The sequence below is a fragment of the Streptomyces ziwulingensis genome (genome assembly GCF_039542605.1).
In the GTDB taxonomy this organism is placed as follows: domain Bacteria; phylum Actinomycetota; class Actinomycetes; order Streptomycetales; family Streptomycetaceae; genus Streptomyces; species Streptomyces ziwulingensis.
In genome coordinates this window covers 63,229-80,276 of sequence record NZ_BAABIG010000072.1, presented here as the reverse complement: position 1 = coordinate 80,276, position 17,048 = coordinate 63,229, and the positions used below count along the sequence as shown (strand labels likewise).

Below are 17,048 nucleotides of genomic sequence, written 5' to 3'. Positions count from 1 at the left end.
GGTGGTGCGGGCGGCTCAGCCCTTGCTGACCATCGAGCGGACGAAGAACCGCAGGTTCGCGGGCTTCTCGGCGAGACGCCGCATGCTGTGCTTTCCCGGGGGGCGACCCCCGGACCCCCGGCAGTCACCGCGGCACAGCTCGGTCGGTTCAGCCATGGCCGATCATGCTCCGGACGAAGAACCGCAGGTTCGCGGGCTTCTCGGCGAGACGCCGCATGAAGTAGCCGTACCAGTCGGTTCCGTAAGCGGTGTAGACGCGCATCCGGTGGCCCTCGGCGGCCAGCCGCAGGTGCTCGTCGCCGCGGATGCCGTAGAGCATCTGGAACTCGTACTCGTCCGGCTTGCGCCCGGCGCGGTGGGCGAGGTCCTGCGCGATGGTGATCAGGCGCGGGTCGTGGGACCCGATCATCGGGTAGCCCTCGCCCTGCATCAGCGTGCGCAGGACGCGGACGTACGCCTTGTCGATCTCGTGCTTGTCCTGGTGCGCGACTTCGGCGGGCTCCTTGTAGGCGCCCTTCACCAACCGTACGCGACTGCCCTCGGCGGCGAGCCGGCGTGCGTCGGCCTCGGTGCGGAACAGGTACGCCTGGATCACGCAGCCGGTCTGCGGGAAGTCCTTGCGCAGCTCGCCGTGGATGGCGAACATCGAGTCGAGGGTGGTGTGGTCCTCGGCGTCCAGGGTGACCGTGGTGCCGATCCCGGCGGCGGCCTCGACGACCGGGCGGACGTTGGCGAGGGCCAGCTCGTGGCCGCCGTCCAGCGCCTGGCCGAACATGGACAGCTTCACGGACATCTCCGCGCGCGGGCCCAGGTCCAGCGGCTTGAGCCGGTCGATCAGCTCCAGGTAGGCGTCGCGGGCGGCCGCCGCCTGGGCGGGGGTGGTGATGTCCTCGCCGACGACGTCCATCGTCAGTTCCAGGCCCTGGCCGGTGAGGTCCCGGATGATCGGGACGATCGCGTCGACGTCCTCGCCGGGGATGAAGCGGTCGACGACCTGCTTGGTCACCGGGGCCGCCGACACCAGGCGTCGCATCCGGTCGCTGCGCGACGCGGCGAGAATCACGGGACCCAGCACGGGCCACCTCCACTTACCGAAAAGAACAAGCTCAGCCACCTCGAAACCTAGGGATCCCTCGGACCCCGGGCCATCGACACCTGTCACGCATCCGTGCCGGATATCTCAGACAGATGTATGAAGACCACGCGGGAATGCGGGAGAATGCCCGGATGACGTCGGATTCCACGGGTGACTACCAGGAGCTGGTCGACGAGATCTCGGAGCTGCTGGGCGCTCCGGCGACCCTGGAGAACCGTGACTTCGAGCTGATCGCCTTCGGCGCGTACGACAGCGAGGGGGCGCTGGACGCCTCCGCCCTGGACCCGGTGCGGGCCCGTTCGATCCTGACCCGGCGCTCGACACCGGCCGTCCGCGCCTGGTTCGAGGGGTTCGGCATCACCCGGGCCACCGGTCCGGTCCGCATCCCGCCGACGCCGGAGGCGGGCGTGCACCGGGGCCGCATCTGTCTGCCGGTACGCCACCGCGGGGTCGTCCTCGGCTATGTGTGGCTGCTGGAGTCCGAGCCGGGGCCGACCGAACGGCGGCTCACGGCGGCCATGGGGGTCGCGGGGCGGATCGGCGCCCTGCTCGCGGACGAGGCCCGGCAGGGCGCCGGTCTCAGCCGGGAACTGCGGGCCGTCCTCACCGCCGGACCGGACTGGCAGCGGGACATGGCCGTCGCGGAGCTGCGCACCGCCCTCGGCCCGCGCGCCGAGGGACCGCACATGGTGGTGTGCGTCGCGCCGTGGCCGTCCGCCGACCCCCAGGACGCGCCCTCGGTCCGTACCGTGCAGGGGGCGACGGCGCTGTGCACGGTGCCGTGGGGAGCGTCGGAACACTCCCTGGCGCTGCTGGTCCGGCTCCGCTCGGTGGACCTTTCGGCCCCGGCGGTGGCGGCGGCGGGCCGGCTGCTGGAGCGGGCGCCGGGCCTCGGCGGCTCCCCCGCGCCGGGCGCGCCCGGCCCGGCGGCCGGGATCTCCGCGGCGCGCACCGGGCTCGCCGGGCTGGGCACGGCCTGGCGGGAGGCGTCGGCCGCGGCGCGGACGGCGCTCGCGGAGCCCCGCTTCGCGCCGGTCGCCGAATGGACGTCGATCGGCCCGTTCCGCCTGCTCACCGCGGTACCGCCGGAGGCGGCGCGGGACCCGGCCGTACGGGAGCTGCTCTCCCCCGCCCACCGCGAGCTGGCCCGCACCGCCGAGGTCTACCTCGACCGCGCCGGCCAGGCCGGTCGCGCCGCCGCCGAACTGGGCATCCACCGCCAGACCCTGTACTACCGCCTCTCCCGCGTCGAACGGCTCACCGCCCTGGACCTGGACGACGGCGAGGACCGGCTGCTGCTGCACATGGCGCTCAAGGCGCACCGCCTGTAGCGCGGTGCCGCGTTCAGGGTCTCTGGGTGAGCACGGTGATGCCGAGGCCGTCGCTGGCTTCGAGCTGCTGAACGGTGTGGAAGACAATGAGCGCGGGGTGCGTGGGATCTCTGGGAGCCCCGCCGATGAGCATGCCCACGATGGTCGCGTTGCCCTTGGCGTCCCGCTTGTAGACCGGTGAGCCGGAGTCACCGCCGTCCGAGCCGGCGAAGTCCGGGTGGTGGGCCTGGGCGAGACCGCCGGTGCAGTCGGTGGGATGCTCCGGGTCCGAGCAGGCGGTACCCCGGTCCAGGTTGATGACCTCGAAACCGCAGACCTCCTTGCTCATCATGCCGCTGAAGCACACCTTGTCGCCGGTCGCGGCCGGGGCCCGGCCGACCACGCGGATGGACCGGGGAAGGCGGGGCTCCACCCAGATCCCGGGTGCGTAGAGCTGCGGTGCGCTGACGCCGGTGATCACCTCCATGTCGTGAGCGGTGTCGTTCTTGCGTTCGCTGACGGTGCCGTAGTCGTTGGGTTCGCCCAGGGGGGTGCGGCCCGAGGCGACGCGGACGCCCTGGCCGAAGCAGTGGCCGGCGGTGACCATGCCCTGCTTTCCGTCTCTGGTGCGCACGGCGAACCCGGAGGTGCACCAGTACCGCACCGGGGTGGCGAACCTGGCGAGGGCCGCGCCGCCCCAGTGGGGCTGGGTGTCGCGCCGGCGGTCGGGCGGCGGCGGGGGCGGTTCCGCGGTACGGGGCGCCGCGGCCGCCGGGGCCGTGGCGCCGAGGATCAGCAGCAGAACGAGGACGATGCGGCGGAGGAAGGCCGGCATGGTGGCTCCCACGGTTCGTGTCTCACGGTGTGTGTCTCACGGGTCGTCGGTGTCGATGACGATTCCGCCCAGCAGCCCGCCTCCGACCGGCAGATGGTCGGCGTGGATCAGGCGCCGCGCGGCCGGGACCGGCAGGCCGGCCACCACCACCGTGTCCGTCGCGGTGTCCTCGTCGCTCTGGTACAGCTCGTGTTCCTCGACCAGGAACCGGTAGCGGGCCAGGAGTTCGGTGGGGCGGTCGGGGAAGTCGACGGTCCAGGCGTAGCCGGTGCCGTCCGGCACACAGGTCAGGTCGACGGGATCGCCGACCGGCTGCCAGTCGAGATCGTCGCCGCCGGTCCGCTTCTGCAATGTGGCCCGCACCCGCCGGCTGCCGGCCACGGCGGCGAGGCCGGTGCCGGCGCGCCCGCCGAGGTGGTTGAAGGTGGTCGGTCCGGACAGACGCAGCCGGGGCCGGTTGCCGACGGTGCCGGCGGTGAGGGTGCGGTCGGGCGGCAGTTGGGCGAACTCGGCCGGTACGACGGGGGAGAGTTCCTGGCCGGGCAGGGCGAAGGGCTGGTAGCGGGCCACGGCCAGGCGGAGGAACGGGAAGTAGGCGGTGGCGTCGGCGGTGCCCGGATCGATGTCGATGTCGGCGTACCAGAGGCGGCGGTCCTCGTCGAAAACCGGGGTGAAGGCGGCCACGGACGTGGAGAGGGGGACGGTGTCGGTGGACTCGGCGAGGGGGACGCCGGTGACTTTCGTGGTGGCGTTCGGGAAGTTGGCCGCGGACGGGGCGGGCATGGGTGTGGTGTCCGCCCATACCGGGTCGATGCCCCAGCGGGTGGCGTACTGGTCGGACAGTGCGCGGTCCGGGTCCAGGAGCACACCGAGCAGTTCGTCGTCGCCCGAGGAGAACCACGGGCGGTTCAGGTAGAGCCGCAGGCCGGCGTGGGTGCGGGTCTGGGTGACGCGCCCCCGCTGCCGGTCCACGGTCCTCGACCAGCGGAAGGTGGGCACGAGGAGGACCGGGTCCGGTGGTTCGGGACGCCGGGAACTCGGTACCGAGACGCCGGTACCGGGGCCGGTCCGGGTGATCAGTTTCGGGTCGGCGGTGAGCGTGGGGTGGAAGTACTCACGGAAGCGGGTCGTGGCGACCGGTGTGCAGACGAGTTCGCGGTGCCGGGTGTCGCCGAACTCGTGGGGCAGGAAGAGGCTCGACCGGTCGTCTCCGGGCGACACGGTGGTCTCGTCCAGTTGGGCCGCGTGGCTGAAGCGCCGGGGCCCCGGCTGGGTGACGTCGTCGGTCCACTCGCTCCAGGTGGCGTGCACGTCCACCTGGCCGGTGCTGTCCGCGTGGGTGTCCAGTTCGGCCGAGAGCCGGGCCGTCGTCTCCCCCTGGGAGCGGAAGATGTCCGCCCGGGACAGCTCCGGTGCCCGCAGGGGCTTCTCGACGGCGTGGACGAGGTCGAGCCGCACCCACGGAGTGAGCAGCCAGTTCTCGCCGGCGGCCGAAGCCTGGGCGATGAAGTCCCGGTCCGGCTGGGCCAGAGCGGCCCAGTAGTCGGAGCGGGTCAGCAGCCTCCACTGATTGAGCAGGCCGAGGTCCGCGGCGTCGAGGTAGCAGCTCAGGTAGACGCGGGCGGTCTCGCTCTTCGCCAGGAAGACCGTGAGCCGCCGCCACAGCGGGGTGTCCTGGAACCGCGGCTCGTCCTCGCCCTCCTCGACGCGCAGGGTGAACGGCTTCGCCTGCGGCCACGGTCCGGAGAAGGGGACGAGGGTGTTGCCGGTGGTGCCGGGCAGGCCGCGCAGGCACACGCCGCGGGCCAGCGGATCGGGCAGATACGGCAGCAGCAGCCGGTCACCGTCGTGCACGACGAACTCGCCCGTCTTCAGCCCGGCACCCCGGTGCGCGAGCGGCAGCCGGGTCAGCGGCTCGGTGTCCTGGACGGTGTGCTTGGCCACGTGGATCTCGCGGCGCAGCAGCAGGTCGGTGCTGAGGCCGGGGTTCTCGGGGTCGGTGACCACCGTGTCCAGGAACGACCCCGCCTCGCGGGCCGCCGAGGCGAAGTACCGGCGCCGTACCCGCTCGGGCACGTCCGGCCCGAACGCCGGTTCGTAACAGCCGTGCTCCTCCGCCATCCGCACCGCGCACTTGGGGGGCGCGAGGTGCCGTTCGTCGCGGTGGCGGTAGCCGCGGTCCAGTCCGTCGACGCCGGACCGGGTGCCGTGGTCGGGGACGTCCGCGCGCAGCGCGCTGTAGAGCCGGGCGGAGATCTCGGTGCCGTCGTCCTCGACGGTACTGCGGATGACCAGCCGCTCGGCGGACTCGCCCTCGTTGAAGGGTTTCGTCGGCACGATCACCGGCTGCGGTACGGGTTCCCAGCGCAGGTAGGTGACGGCCGGGGTCACCAGGTCCTCGGGGACGGCCGCGGTGTGGTCGAGTCCGTTGCCCGCGAGGTCGGCGACCCTGGCCCGGAGCCGGTAGGTATGGCCGTAGCGCAGCGCCGGCAGGCTGCCGGGCCGGGCGGTGAACCTGGTCTCCAGCGGGATGTCCGCGGAGACCGGCGGGTCGGCCGCCTCCGGCTGGTCCCGCAGGCCGATCGTCTTGCCGGGGCGTGGTGCGACCAGGCTCCAGCCCTCCCAGCCGAACAGGGCCTGGTGGCCGTAGATCTCGTCGGCGTCCGGCGCGGTCGCGGTCACCGCGCTGGCTTTGACGTGGCCTTCGTCCGGTTCGACGGTGAGCGCGACGGGCGGCTCACCGGGGTGGCGGACGGTGTAGACGCCCTGCCGCCGGCACAGGGAGTGCCAGCGGTCGACCTCTCCGGCGGGGGACGCGACGCCGACGTCGATCCGGTAGCCCCGGACCAGGTCCTCGGCGTGCAGTTCCGCGTCCACGGCGGCGGCGCCGCGTTGTCCGTCCGCGCCGATCCGGTCTGCCAGCCTGCGGTCACCGGCCCTGCACAGCACGGTGAGTCCACCGCCGCGAGCCGCCGGGGTGCCCGTGCCGACCTGTTTGCGCGCGGGCTCCTGGTCGCTGACGTCGCCCTGCCGCAGCGCCTTGATCGCCCTGGCGTAGTCGACGTACTTGAGGGCGGAGCCGTCGAGGTCGAGGTCGGTCACCTGCCAGGCGTCCGAGCCGAGGTTGAGCACCCCGGTGCGGAGGGTGTCCTCGTCGGCGGGCAGCGGCTCGAACCTGCTGCCGGGCACGTACCGCACCCTGGTCCGCGGACGCAGTCCGGGGGCGTTCAGCGTGTGGTGGTCGGGGTGGGTGTCGAAACCGACCTGGAGCGACCGCCCGTCCGCCAGCGCGTCGGGCACGCTGCACACGAGGTCGACGACCAGGCCGAACCGGCGCTGCAGTTCGGGATAGTCACCGAGCAGGCCGCAGGCCTGGTGGAAGTCGATGCGGTGGGCCTCGGGCGCGGCCGGGGCCGCGGTCCGCTCGCCCGGCGCGGACCGCCGGTCGAAGAAGCGGTGGGCCTCGGCGAAGGCGAAGGGCTTGGCCAGCGGCTCGTACGCCGGGTTGCCGTCGCGGTGCATCACCCGCGGGGTGAGCGCGTCGGGTCCGGGGTCCGCCGCCACCCGCGGACCTCCGCCGCCTCCGCCTCCGTCGCCGGCGGGACCGAGGAGTTCGTCGAGCTGCTCGTACATCGGCCGCGGGTCGGCCGCGAAGTCCTGCACCTCCTCGCCGATCAGCAGGCCGGCCAGGTGGGCGGACGGGAACCGCCAGCCCTGGTGGACGTCGGGGTCGGGGGCGGGCGGCTCGCACTCCCGCGCTTCGCGCAGGGCAGCCTCCACACCGATGCGCCGGGAGGTCATCTCGACCCCCACCTCCCGGTACAGGGCGGTGACATGCTCGTGCACGGCCGAACCCGGGTAGGAGCGGAGCGTCCTGCGGACCGGGGCGACGGCCCCGGCCTGCAGCCGCCTCGGCTGCCGCACCGGGGTGCCGGCGCGGAACAGACTCGTCCAGTCGTCGCTGTCGGCCGACGGGTAGCGGTCGTCCGGGGTGAGAGAGGTGACGGTGGCGACGACCGTGTCCCCGTCCAGGACGTTCAGCGCCAGACTCGGCGTCAGGCCCCGCAGGGTCCGCGGCCAGTCGGTCAGCCCGGCGTAGCCGTCGAGCCGGTCCGACCCCGTCAGCACCGGGGTGATCAGGACCGAGAACCGGATGCGGTCCCGGCCGGCGGCGTCCTTGCCGACCACTCCGTCCGGCAGGACGGTCCAGCGCAGTGTGCGCGTCCCGGTCATCCGGTCACCCCCGCGAAAGCCGTGCAGTACTCGAACGCCGGATCGCGTTCCGCTCCGGTCACCGGATCGGGATACGGCGACATCAGGTCGGCGAACGTCGGCGGCACGACGGCCGGCTCGGCGGCGAGCGGCGGCGGGGACGCCGTACCGGCTCCCGAGCCCGCGAACCGCTTCTCGCAGGAAATCTCCACCGACTCGGAGAAGAAACCGATCTCGATGCTGATGGTGAGGGTGGCCCGGCCGACGGCGTAGCCCTGGTCGTAGCCGATCTCCATGTACAGCTCGATCGAGGCGGACACGATCCCGAGGACGTCCACCTCGCCGCGGGCCCGGAGATAGCCGACCAGCTTGACGTCCTTGCCGGCCTCCAGGCGGAAGTACACCCCGGCCATCACCGACAGGCTGCCACTGGCCACGCCGAAGTCGAGGGAGACCGCCGCGCCGAACTCCAGCGCCGCGTCCAGGACGACGATCCCCTTCGGAGACAGCACGATCCCGAAGTACCCGCCGCCGCCCAGCATCGAGACGGTCAGCCTGAAGGGTGCCTCCCGGCGGCAGAAGGCGAACCCCACCTCCAGTGAACCGCCGAGGAACGGCACCTGGAGAGAGGCGTTCAGCGCGATGTTCTCCAGGCTGAACACACCGACGGCGGCGCTCGGCAGCGGCATGGAGTAGGTGGCGGTGATACCCGCGGCCGTCACGTCGACCGACGGCGGGTCGCTGAACCCGTCCAGCGGGATCAGCTCGCGCAGGGTCTCCACGAAGGACAGCTCGTTGACGAATCTGACCCCGCCGAACTTCACCTCGATGTCCGGCTTCCGGCCGGCCCTCATGCTGAACCGGATCCGCTCGAAGTGCAGCTCCAGCCCCTGGAGGACACCGGGCACCAGCAGCAGCTCGAAGTCGGACAGTGTGCAGGTCACCTCGGCGCCCTGGGGCACGTCCGGACGCAGCGCGCCCCGCTTGTCCACCACCAGGGTCAGATGCCCGGCTCGGCCGTTGCGGAGCCGGAAGACCGGGGCTTTGGGCGGGGGCGGCCAGTCGTTCAGCTCGGGGGCCCATTCCATGCGGGCGTTGACCACGTCGGGCAGCTTGGCGCCGAGCGCGGCAAGTTCCACGGCCTGCTTGAGCGCCAGTGCGCCGCCCACCGCGTCCTCCCAGGTCGCCACCTGCTGCCGCACCCGCTCCAGTACGCCCCGGACACCCGGGTCCGCCTCGGCGGGCAGATGGTCGAGCAGCGTGGTCAGCGCCGCCGAAATCGCCTCGAACGCATTTTCCACGTCCGCCAGAGCCGGTGCCCCCTCGTCGCCCTTGAGCTGTCCGGCGATGAACGCCACCAGCGTCTCGGCGAAGATCGCTGCCGCGTCGGTGGTCCTGATCACCAGGTCGGCGATCTCCGGGAACAGCCCCTCCAGCGCGGCGGTGAGCCCGCGGGTGCGGCGCAGATCGCCCAGGAAGCCGGTCACCGCGTCGACCGTCTCGGTGAAGAAGTTGGGTGCCTGGAGATTGTCCAGGCTCAGACCCGTCGCCTCCAGCAGCTCCTCCAGCCGGATGATGCCGAAGAGCTTGGCGTCCTCGCCGAAGAACCCACCGAAGAACGCCTTCGGGTCGAACCCGCCCTGCGCGATCGTCGCCCAGTCGAACTTGTCGACGTCCAGCGGGAGGGGACCGGCCCGGCCGGCCGGCCGGGTCCGCTCGGGTGCCGCGACCGGCCCGGTCAGCCGGGAGACCCCGGCCACGGTGAAGCTCGGTGTCACGAGCGCACCGGACTTCTCGCCGCCCTGGTGGAAGTTCATCGGCACGGTGTCGACCAGCTCCACGAACAGCTCACCGCGGTTGCCGTCACCGTCGATGCCATGCCGCGCGTACGGGGACGGGTAGCGCACCGGCACCGGCCCGACGATGCCGCTCGCGCTGAGGCGGCCGACCTGCGGCAGCTCGGCCCGCGCCCAGCGCAGCCGGGGCACGAACCGGGGGTCGGTGTCGCTGTTCCTGCCCTGGAGCGCCTCGGTGGTCTCCATACCCCACACCACGTCGGTGACGTTCAGCGCGGTGTCGCCCGGCACCGTGCTCGGCGCCAGTGCCACCGACTGACCGCGCAGTTCGGCGGCCACCCGCGCGACCGGGGCGCCCGGATCCGGTGGCTGCGAGGTGGGGCCGCCGTCCTGCTCGTTGTACTGCTGGATGACGGTGCTCAGGTCGGCCGGGACCTCGTGCGCGGTCTTCCCCAGGAACAGCAGCGGCATCCGGAACTCCAGCAGCCGCCCGTCCCGGTCCAGCGCGCTGACCCCGAACCGGAAGGCGTCGCGCGGCTCGGCCGGGTTCTTTCCGCTCGGTACCGGGAAGAACGCGTGGCCGTGCGGCAGGACGCCGTCCAGGTTGACCGGATCGGCAAGCTCCGGGGTCACCGCGGTGAGCAACTGCACGCTGGTGAACGGGAACAGCAGATCCAGCCGCTCCTGCGGCGGGGCGCCGCCGCCGAGCACCTCGTCCTCGTAGTCGATGACCGGCTCGCGCACCACGACGAACATCCGCTGGCGCAAGTACGCCCCGCTGTCCGGGCGGTCGTGGTCGAACGCACGCTCAGTGATCTTGACCAGCTCGGCCCGGTGCCCGAACGGGCACAGCAGCCCGGCGTACATCACGCGCACGTAGTGGTCCCGGCCCTGGGCCGCGCGGTGCCGCCACTGGGTGACGTCCAGCCCTGCCGGTGGCACCGGCCACCGGCCGTTCGAGTCCAGCCAGCCGCCGAGGCTGGACAGGGTCAGATTCCGCACGTCCAGGGGTGCGGGGTCCTTATCACCGGTGAGGGTGTGGTTCGAGGTCAGATGCGTGAGCTGATGCCGGTCCCGGGAGTCCAGCGCCATCCGGAACTCGTACTGACGCGGATCCGGCAGCTCGACCTCCGGCGGGGCGAAGCCGGGTTCCCGGGTCCACACCACCCGCGCGGTCTCGTGGCGCAGACTGGTGTGCCACAGCGGAACCCGGTCCTGCGGCTGCGGCGCGGGCGGCTCGGTGGTGTGCGTCCACCGCGCGTCCTCGGTGGGAGAGAGCAGCAGCCGGTAGGGCAACTCGATACCGGTGCGGAGGTCGGCCGGGTCGGCGAGCGGGTTCTCGGGGACCGGCTTCGGGTCGGACCCGGCAGCGGCCGACGGGGAACCGGCCGACGGGGAACCGGCCACCGGCGAGGCGGTGGCCGTGCCGGCGAGAGACGCGGAGGTGGCGGCCCGCCTGCCGAGGACGGCCCCGAGCGCCGTCCTCTCGCCGTACCGGGCACTGAGTTCGGCCAGTGCGCGCACCGCCCGCAGCACGGACAGGGCGTCGCGATCCGCGACCGCCTCCCCCAACAGCGCGGCGGCGGAGGGCACGAGCCGCGCTCGGGCGGCGTCGACCACGCGCAGCGGCAGGGTCCGCATGGCGGTCAGCAGCCCGGTGGACGAGTACTCGATGACGTCCTGCTCGCCTACCGCGAACACCAGCGCGCTGCGCCCGCCGATCCGCGCCGGCACCGGCGGCGGCTCATGGGGCTCGCCCGTTCCCGGCTCGCCCGCCGCGGGCAGTTCGTCCCCCGCGCTCTCGAAGTACGCCCGTTCGGTGAGGTGCTGGGGTCCCAGGGTCACGATCAGCCGGCCCTCGACGGCCGGGTCGTCGCGGAGCAGGGTGCGCCGGCCGAGCACCGGGTCCCTGAGCCGCAGCCCGACGAAGCTGATGTGCAGATCCAGGAGGTCTTCTTTGCGCAGCAGCCTGACGGGGGCCGGAAGTGGATTCGTAGAGGTCACCGGGGCTCCTTGCCTCGCATCAAGCGCTCACTCAATTACAGAGAGTAGCGAAGATGGCGCTGCGGAGGTTCCTTCGCAAGGGTGGTTTGCCGCACCCTCCGTTGACGCTCCGGAAGCGAGGTCGCGACCATGGCGGTACGCGCGCCGCGCACCGTCCGGATACGCGAGAACGCCGGACGGGCTGTGGAGTTCAGCCCGTCCGGCGTCCGAGGGCGGTCGTCAGACCAGGTTGACGGAGCGGGCGGAGGTCGCCCCGATCTCCGCCGCTACCTCGCTCAGCACCGCGGGGCCCACCGTGTCGTCGACGGTGAGCACGGCGAGCGCCTCGCCGCCGACCGCCGCGCGGGCGACCTGCATGCCGGCGATGTTGAGACCGGCCTCGCCGAGGATGCGGCCGACGGTGCCGACCACACCGGGGCGGTCCTCGTAGCGCAGGACGACCATGTGGTCGGTGAGCGCGAGGTCGATGTCGTACTCGCCGACGGCGACCAGCTTCTGCAGGTGCTTCGGGCCGGCCAGGGTGCCGGAGACCGACACCTCCTCGCCGCTGGAGAGGGTGCCGCGCACGGTGACCACGTTGCGGTGCTCGGCCGACTCGGAGCTGGTCGTCAGCCGCACCTCGACGCCGCGCTCCTGGGCGAAGAGCGGGGCGTTGACGTAGGAGACGGTCTCCTCGACGACGTCCTCGAAGACGCCCTTGAGCGCGGAGAGCTCCAGCACCTTCACGTCGTGCTGGGTGATCTCGCCGTAGACCTCGACGTCGAGGCGGACGGCGACCTCACCGGCGAGCGCGGTGAAGATGCGGCCGAGGCGCTCGGCGAGCGGCAGGCCGGGCTTGACGTCCTCGGCGATGACCCCGCCCTGGACGTTGACCGCGTCGGGGACCAGTTCACCGGCGAGGGCGAGGCGGACCGACCTGGCGACGGCGATGCCCGCCTTCTCCTGCGCCTCGTCGGTGGAGGCACCGAGGTGCGGGGTGGCGACGACCTGGTCGAACTCGAACAGCGGCGAGTCCGTGCAGGGCTCCTTGGCGTACACGTCGAGGCCGGCGCCGGCGACGCGGCCCTCCTTGAGCGCCGAGTACAGCGCCTCCTCGTCGACGATGCCGCCGCGCGCGGCGTTGACGATGCGGACGCTCGGCTTGACCTTGCGCAGCGCCTCGTCGCCGATCAGACCGAGGGTCTCGGGGGTCTTGGGCAGGTGGACGGTGATGAAGTCGGAGACCTCGAGCAGCTCGTCCAGGGAGAGCACCTTGACGCCCATCTGGGCGGCCCGCGCGGGCTGCACGTAGGGGTCGTAGGCGACGACCTTCATGCCGAAGGCGGACATGCGCTGCGCGACGAGGGCGCCGATGCGGCCCAGGCCCACCACGCCGAGGGTCTTCTCGGCCAGCTCGACACCGGTGTACTTGCTCCGCTTCCACTCGCCGTTCTTCAGCGCGGCGTTGGCCTGCGGGATGTTGCGGGCGGTGGCGACGATCAGACCGCAGGCCAGTTCGGCGGCGGTCACGATGTTGGAGGTCGGGGCGTTGACGACCATCACGCCGGCCTTGGTGGCGGCGGAGACGTCGACGTTGTCCAGACCGACGCCGGCCCGCGCGACGACCTTGAGCCGGCCCGCGGCGGCGATGGCCTCGGCGTCGACCTTGGTGGCGGAGCGGACCAGGATCGCGTCCACGTCGGCGAGGGCGGGCAGCAGCTCGGCCCGGTCCGCGCCGTTGCAGTGGCGGATCTCGAAGTCGGGGCCAAGCGCGTCCACGGTCGCGGGCGACAGCTCTTCAGCGATGAGTACGACAGGTTTCGAGCTCACGTGAGTCCTCACAGGTCCAATGCGGACGGCCGTCCCGACGGCCGCAGGCGGTGGAGGTTGGCTACCGCGTGGAAGACGCACGACACTGTGGGCCTGACGCGTATGTAGTCCCGCAGTGTAGTGGCGCGACCCAGGTCGTCTTGCGCCTCTGCGGAAGGATCACCCGTCCGTGGCCGGACGGGATGGACAACGCCGCACCCACGACGTTACCCGGGGTTCGCCGAAGGGGCCGGAGCGGGTTGCTCCGGCCCCTCGGGCGGGCGGCTTACGCCTCCTCGTCGACCCAGCTCATGAGCTTGCGCAGCTCCTTGCCGGTGGTCTCCAGCAGGTGCTCGGAGTCCTGCTTCTTGTACTCGTTGTACTTCTTCAGACCGCCGTGGTACTCGTCCATCCAGTTCTTGGCGAAGGTGCCGTCCTGGATCTCGGCGAGGACCTTCTTCATCTCGGCCTTGGTGGCGTCGGTGATGATCCGCGGGCCGGTGACGTAGTCGCCCCACTCGGCGGTCTCGGAGATCGACCAGCGCATCTTCTCCAGGCCGCCCTCGTACATGAGGTCCACGATCAGCTTCAGCTCGTGCAGGCACTCGAAGTAGGCGATCTCCGGCTGGTAGCCGGCCTCGGTCAGCGTCTCGAAGCCCGCCTTGACCAGGGCCGCGGTGCCACCGCAGAGGACGGCCTGCTCGCCGAAGAGGTCGGTCTCGGTCTCCTCGGTGAAGGTCGTCTTGATGACGCCGGCGCGGGTGCCGCCGATGCCCTTGGCGTACGACAGGGCCAGCTCGAAGGCGTTGCCGGTGGCGTCCTGCTCGACGGCGGCGATACAGGGAACGCCGCGGCCCTCCTCGTACTGGCGGCGCACCAGGTGGCCCGGACCCTTCGGGGCGACCATGCAGACGTCCACGCCGGCCGGCGGCTTGATGAAGCCGTAGCGGATGTTCAGGCCGTGGCCGAAGAACAGGGCGTCGCCGTCCTTCAGGTTGTCCTTGATGTGCTCCTCGTAGACCTGGCCCTGGATCGGGTCCGGGACGAGGATCATGATGACGTCGGCCTCGGCGGCGGCCTCGGCGGGGCTCACCACGCGCAGGCCCTGCTCCTCGGCCTTGGCCTTGGACTTGGAGCCCTCGTGCAGACCGACGCGCACGTCGACGCCGGAGTCGCGCAGCGACAGGGCGTGGGCGTGGCCCTGGCTGCCGTAACCGATGACCGCGACCTTGCGGCCCTGGATGATGGACAGGTCGGCGTCGGCGTCGTAGAACAGCTCGGCCACTTTGGGTTCACTCCTTGTGTGCGGGTGTCGCGTCCCACCGTATGCCGGTGGGGGGACGGGAAGTTTCGGGGTCTCGGCATACGGGCGGCCGCCGGATCGGGGCCGGCCGCCCGGTTTTCCTGGTGTCCTACGCGGAACGGTCGAGCGCGCGCAGCGAGCGGTCCGTGATCGAACGGGCACCGCGGCCGATGGCGATCGTGCCGGACTGGACCAGCTCCTTGATGCCGTACGGTTCCAGCATCTTGAGCATGGCGGAGAGCTTGTCGCCCGAGCCGGTGGCCTCGATCGTCACGGCCTCCGGGGAGACGTCGACGGTCTTGGCGCGGAAGAGCTGGACGATCTCGACGATCTGGGAGCGCGTCTCGTTGTCGGCGCGCACCTTCACCAGGACGAGTTCGCGCTGGACGGCGTGGTCCGGCTCCAGCTCGACGATCTTCAGCACCTCGACCAGCTTGTTGAGCTGCTTGGTGACCTGCTCCAGCGGCAGTTCCTCCACCCCCACGACGATGGTGATGCGGGAGATGTCGGGATGCTCGGTGACGCCGACGGCGAGCGAGTCGATGTTGAAGCCGCGGCGGGAGAAGAGGGCGGCGATCCGGGCCAGGATGCCCGGCTTGTTCTCCACCAGGACGGAGAGCGTGTGCTTGGACATGGGCTGCTTCCTTTACGGCTCTCAGTCGTCTTCGTTGTCGTCGAAGTCGGGGCGGACGTCCCGCGCGGCCATGATCTCGTCGTTGGAGGTGCCGGCGGCGACCATCGGCCAGACCATCGCGTCCTCGTGGACGATGAAGTCCACGACGACCGGCCGGTCGTTGACGGAGTTCGCCTCCTCGATGACCTTGTCGAGGTCGGCCGGGTCCTCGCAGCGGATGGCGTAGCAGCCCATGGCCTCCGACAGCTTGACGAAGTCGGGGACGCGGGTGCCGCGGGCCGCCCGGCCGGCGTCGTCGGGGCCGGAGTGCAGCACCGTGTTGGAGTACCGCTGGTTGTAGAAGAGGGTCTGCCACTGGCGGACCATCCCGAGGGCGCCGTTGTTGATGATGGCGACCTTGATCGGGATGTTGTTCAGGGCGGCGGTGGTCAGCTCCTGGTTGGTCATCTGGAAGCAGCCGTCGCCGTCGATGGCCCAGACGGTCTTCGACGGGGCCCCCGCCTTGGCGCCCAGGGCGGCCGGGACGGCGTAGCCCATGGTTCCGGCGCCGCCGGAGTTGAGCCAGGTGGCGGGCTTGTCGTACTGGATGAAGTGCGCGGCCCACATCTGGTGCTGGCCGACGCCCGCCGTGAAGACCGTGTCCTCGGGGGCGAGCTGTCCGATGCGCTCGATGACCTGCTGCGGGGAGAGCGAGCCGTCGTCGGGCTGCTCGTAGCCGAGCGGGTAGGTCTCGCGCCAGCGGTTCAGGTCCTTCCACCAGGCCGCGTAGTCGCCCCGCTGGCCCTCGCTGTGCTCCTTCTGCACGGCCTGCACCAGGTCGGCGAGGACCTCGCGGGCGTCGCCCACGATCGGCACGTCGGCCTCGCGGTTCTTGCCGATCTCCGCCGGGTCGATGTCGGCGTGCACGATCCTGGCGTGCGGGGCGAAGCTGTCCAGCTTGCCGGTGACGCGGTCGTCGAAGCGGGCGCCGAGGGCGACGATCAGGTCGGCCTTCTGCAGCGCGGTGACGGCGGCGACGGAGCCGTGCATGCCCGGCATCCCCAGGTGCTGGGGGTGGCTGTCGGGGAAGGCGCCCAGCGCCATCAGGGTGGTGGTGACGGGCGCGCCGGTCAGCTCGGCGAGGACCTTCAGCTCGGCGGTGGCGCCGGCCTTGAGGACGCCGCCGCCGACGTAGAGGACCGGCCGCTGGGCGGCGGTGATCAGCTTGGCGGCCTCGCGGATCTGCTTGGCGTGCGGCTTGGTCACCGGGCGGTAGCCGGGCAGGTCCATGACGGGCGGCCAGGAGAAGGTCGTCTTCGCCTGGAGGGCGTCCTTGGCGATGTCGACCAGGACCGGGCCGGGGCGGCCGGTGGAGGCGATGTGGAACGCCTGCGCGATCACCCGCGGGATGTCGTCGGCCTTGGTGACCAGGAAGTTGTGCTTGGTGATCGGCATGCTGATGCCGACGATGTCCGCCTCCTGGAAGGCGTCCGTGCCGATCGCCTTGGAGGCGACCTGGCCGGTGATCGCGACCATCGGCACGGAGTCCATGTGGGCGTCGGCGAGCGGTGTGACCAGGTTGGTCGCGCCGGGCCCGGAGGTCGCCATGCAGACCCCGACCTTGCCGGTGGCCAGCGCGTAGCCCTCGGCCGCGTGGCCGGCGCCCTGCTCGTGCCGGACCAGGATGTGGCGGACGCGGGTGGAGTCCATCAGCGGGTCGTACGCCGGGAGGATGCAGCCACCGGGAATGCCGAATACCGTGTCGGCGCCGACCTCCTCGAGAGAGCGGATGAGGGACTGCGCGCCCGTGACGTGCTCGGGGGCGGACTGCTGTCCTCCGGAACGGGGCCGCGGCTGCGGGTGAGGGGCCCCGGTGGCCTGCTCGGTCATCGGCATTCTCTTCTCGATGCTGAGGGTGTGAAGCTGAGGGTTTTGAGCTGAGGGTGTGCGGCTGAGAGGTGGAGCTGCGGTTTCAGTGGGTTTCGCGCGGTGTGTGAGCATCGTGCGACAGGTGCCTGTGCAACAAAAAACCCCTCGTGCCAAAAGGCAAGCGAGGGGAGCGCGCCGGGTGTGGGTCGCTGGGAGTTCCGG

At 71.7% G+C, this 17,048-nt stretch carries 10 protein-coding genes; 1 reads left to right on the top strand and 9 read right to left on the bottom strand.

Annotated features, from left to right (window positions below; genetic code table 11):
* Window positions 1–15: 15 nt before the first annotated feature.
* Together ABEB00_RS29805 and ABEB00_RS29800 are read right to left on the bottom strand one after the other, a co-directional pair.
* Window positions 16–156 (bottom strand): hypothetical protein, encoded by a 141-nt coding sequence (locus ABEB00_RS29805; RefSeq protein WP_345623655.1) that lies wholly within the window; start codon window positions 154–156, stop codon window positions 16–18.
* A complete protein-coding gene (locus tag ABEB00_RS29800; protein ID WP_345623654.1) occupies window positions 149–1,075 on the bottom strand; it encodes a proline dehydrogenase family protein in 927 nt (308 codons plus the stop codon). The genes ABEB00_RS29805 and ABEB00_RS29800 overlap by 8 nt, the downstream gene beginning before the upstream one ends.
* 134 nt (window positions 1,076–1,209) lie before the next feature.
* Between ABEB00_RS29800 and ABEB00_RS29795 the strand changes: the two genes are divergently transcribed.
* The gene (locus ABEB00_RS29795; RefSeq protein WP_425586589.1) at window positions 1,210–2,427 is read left to right on the top strand and encodes a PucR family transcriptional regulator; all 1,218 of its coding nucleotides are present in this window, start codon (window positions 1,210–1,212) and stop codon (window positions 2,425–2,427) included.
* A 13-nt stretch (window positions 2,428–2,440) separates the two neighbouring features.
* Here ABEB00_RS29795 and ABEB00_RS29790 read toward each other — a convergent pair whose 3' ends face one another.
* The 7 genes from ABEB00_RS29790 to ABEB00_RS29760 all read right to left on the bottom strand — a co-directional run bounded on the left by ABEB00_RS29790 (window position 2,441) and on the right by ABEB00_RS29760 (window position 16,847).
* Complete coding sequence (locus ABEB00_RS29790) at window positions 2,441–3,241, bottom strand: chymotrypsin family serine protease (protein ID WP_345623649.1); 801 nt, start codon at window positions 3,239–3,241, stop codon at window positions 2,441–2,443.
* A gap of 36 nt (window positions 3,242–3,277) precedes the next feature.
* Window positions 3,278–7,474, bottom strand: coding sequence for a hypothetical protein (locus ABEB00_RS29785; protein WP_345623647.1), 4,197 nt, complete (start codon window positions 7,472–7,474; stop codon window positions 3,278–3,280).
* Window positions 7,471–11,253 carry a hypothetical protein gene (locus ABEB00_RS29780; RefSeq protein WP_345623645.1) on the bottom strand — a complete coding sequence of 1,261 codons (3,783 nt, stop codon included), beginning with the start codon at window positions 11,251–11,253 and terminating at the stop codon, window positions 7,471–7,473. Before ABEB00_RS29780 ends, ABEB00_RS29785 begins: the two co-directional genes overlap by 4 nt.
* Before the next feature lie 219 nt (window positions 11,254–11,472).
* On the bottom strand, window positions 11,473–13,062 hold the full coding sequence (serA, locus tag ABEB00_RS29775) for a phosphoglycerate dehydrogenase (protein WP_345623643.1): 1,590 nt from the start codon (window positions 13,060–13,062) through the stop codon (window positions 11,473–11,475).
* 265 nt (window positions 13,063–13,327) lie between these two features.
* Window positions 13,328–14,326 (bottom strand): ketol-acid reductoisomerase, encoded by a 999-nt coding sequence (ilvC, locus tag ABEB00_RS29770; RefSeq protein WP_345623642.1) that lies wholly within the window; start codon window positions 14,324–14,326, stop codon window positions 13,328–13,330.
* A 127-nt stretch (window positions 14,327–14,453) separates the two neighbouring features.
* Entirely contained in the window at window positions 14,454–14,978 is a 525-nt protein-coding gene (gene ilvN / locus ABEB00_RS29765) for an acetolactate synthase small subunit (RefSeq protein ID WP_345623641.1), read from the bottom strand.
* Between the two features lie 21 nt (window positions 14,979–14,999).
* Window positions 15,000–16,847, bottom strand: coding sequence for an acetolactate synthase large subunit (locus ABEB00_RS29760; protein ID WP_345623639.1), 1,848 nt, complete (start codon window positions 16,845–16,847; stop codon window positions 15,000–15,002).
* Window positions 16,848–17,048 lie beyond the last annotated feature (201 nt).

Excerpts from the sequence above, each read along its gene's own strand:
- ABEB00_RS29805 (WP_345623655.1), bottom strand. The coding sequence starts at position 156 with ATGGCTGAACCGACCGAGCTGTGCCGCGGTGACTGCCGGGGGTCCGGG.
- ABEB00_RS29785 (WP_345623647.1), bottom strand. The coding sequence starts at position 7,474 with ATGACCGGGACGCGCACACTGCGCTGGACCGTCCTGCCGGACGGAGTG.
- ABEB00_RS29790 (WP_345623649.1), bottom strand. The coding sequence starts at position 3,241 with ATGCCGGCCTTCCTCCGCCGCATCGTCCTCGTTCTGCTGCTGATCCTC.
- ilvN (WP_345623641.1), bottom strand. The coding sequence starts at position 14,978 with ATGTCCAAGCACACGCTCTCCGTCCTGGTGGAGAACAAGCCGGGCATC.
- ABEB00_RS29795 (WP_425586589.1), top strand. The coding sequence starts at position 1,210 with ATGCGGGAGAATGCCCGGATGACGTCGGATTCCACGGGTGACTACCAG.
- ABEB00_RS29760 (WP_345623639.1), bottom strand. The coding sequence starts at position 16,847 with ATGACCGAGCAGGCCACCGGGGCCCCTCACCCGCAGCCGCGGCCCCGT.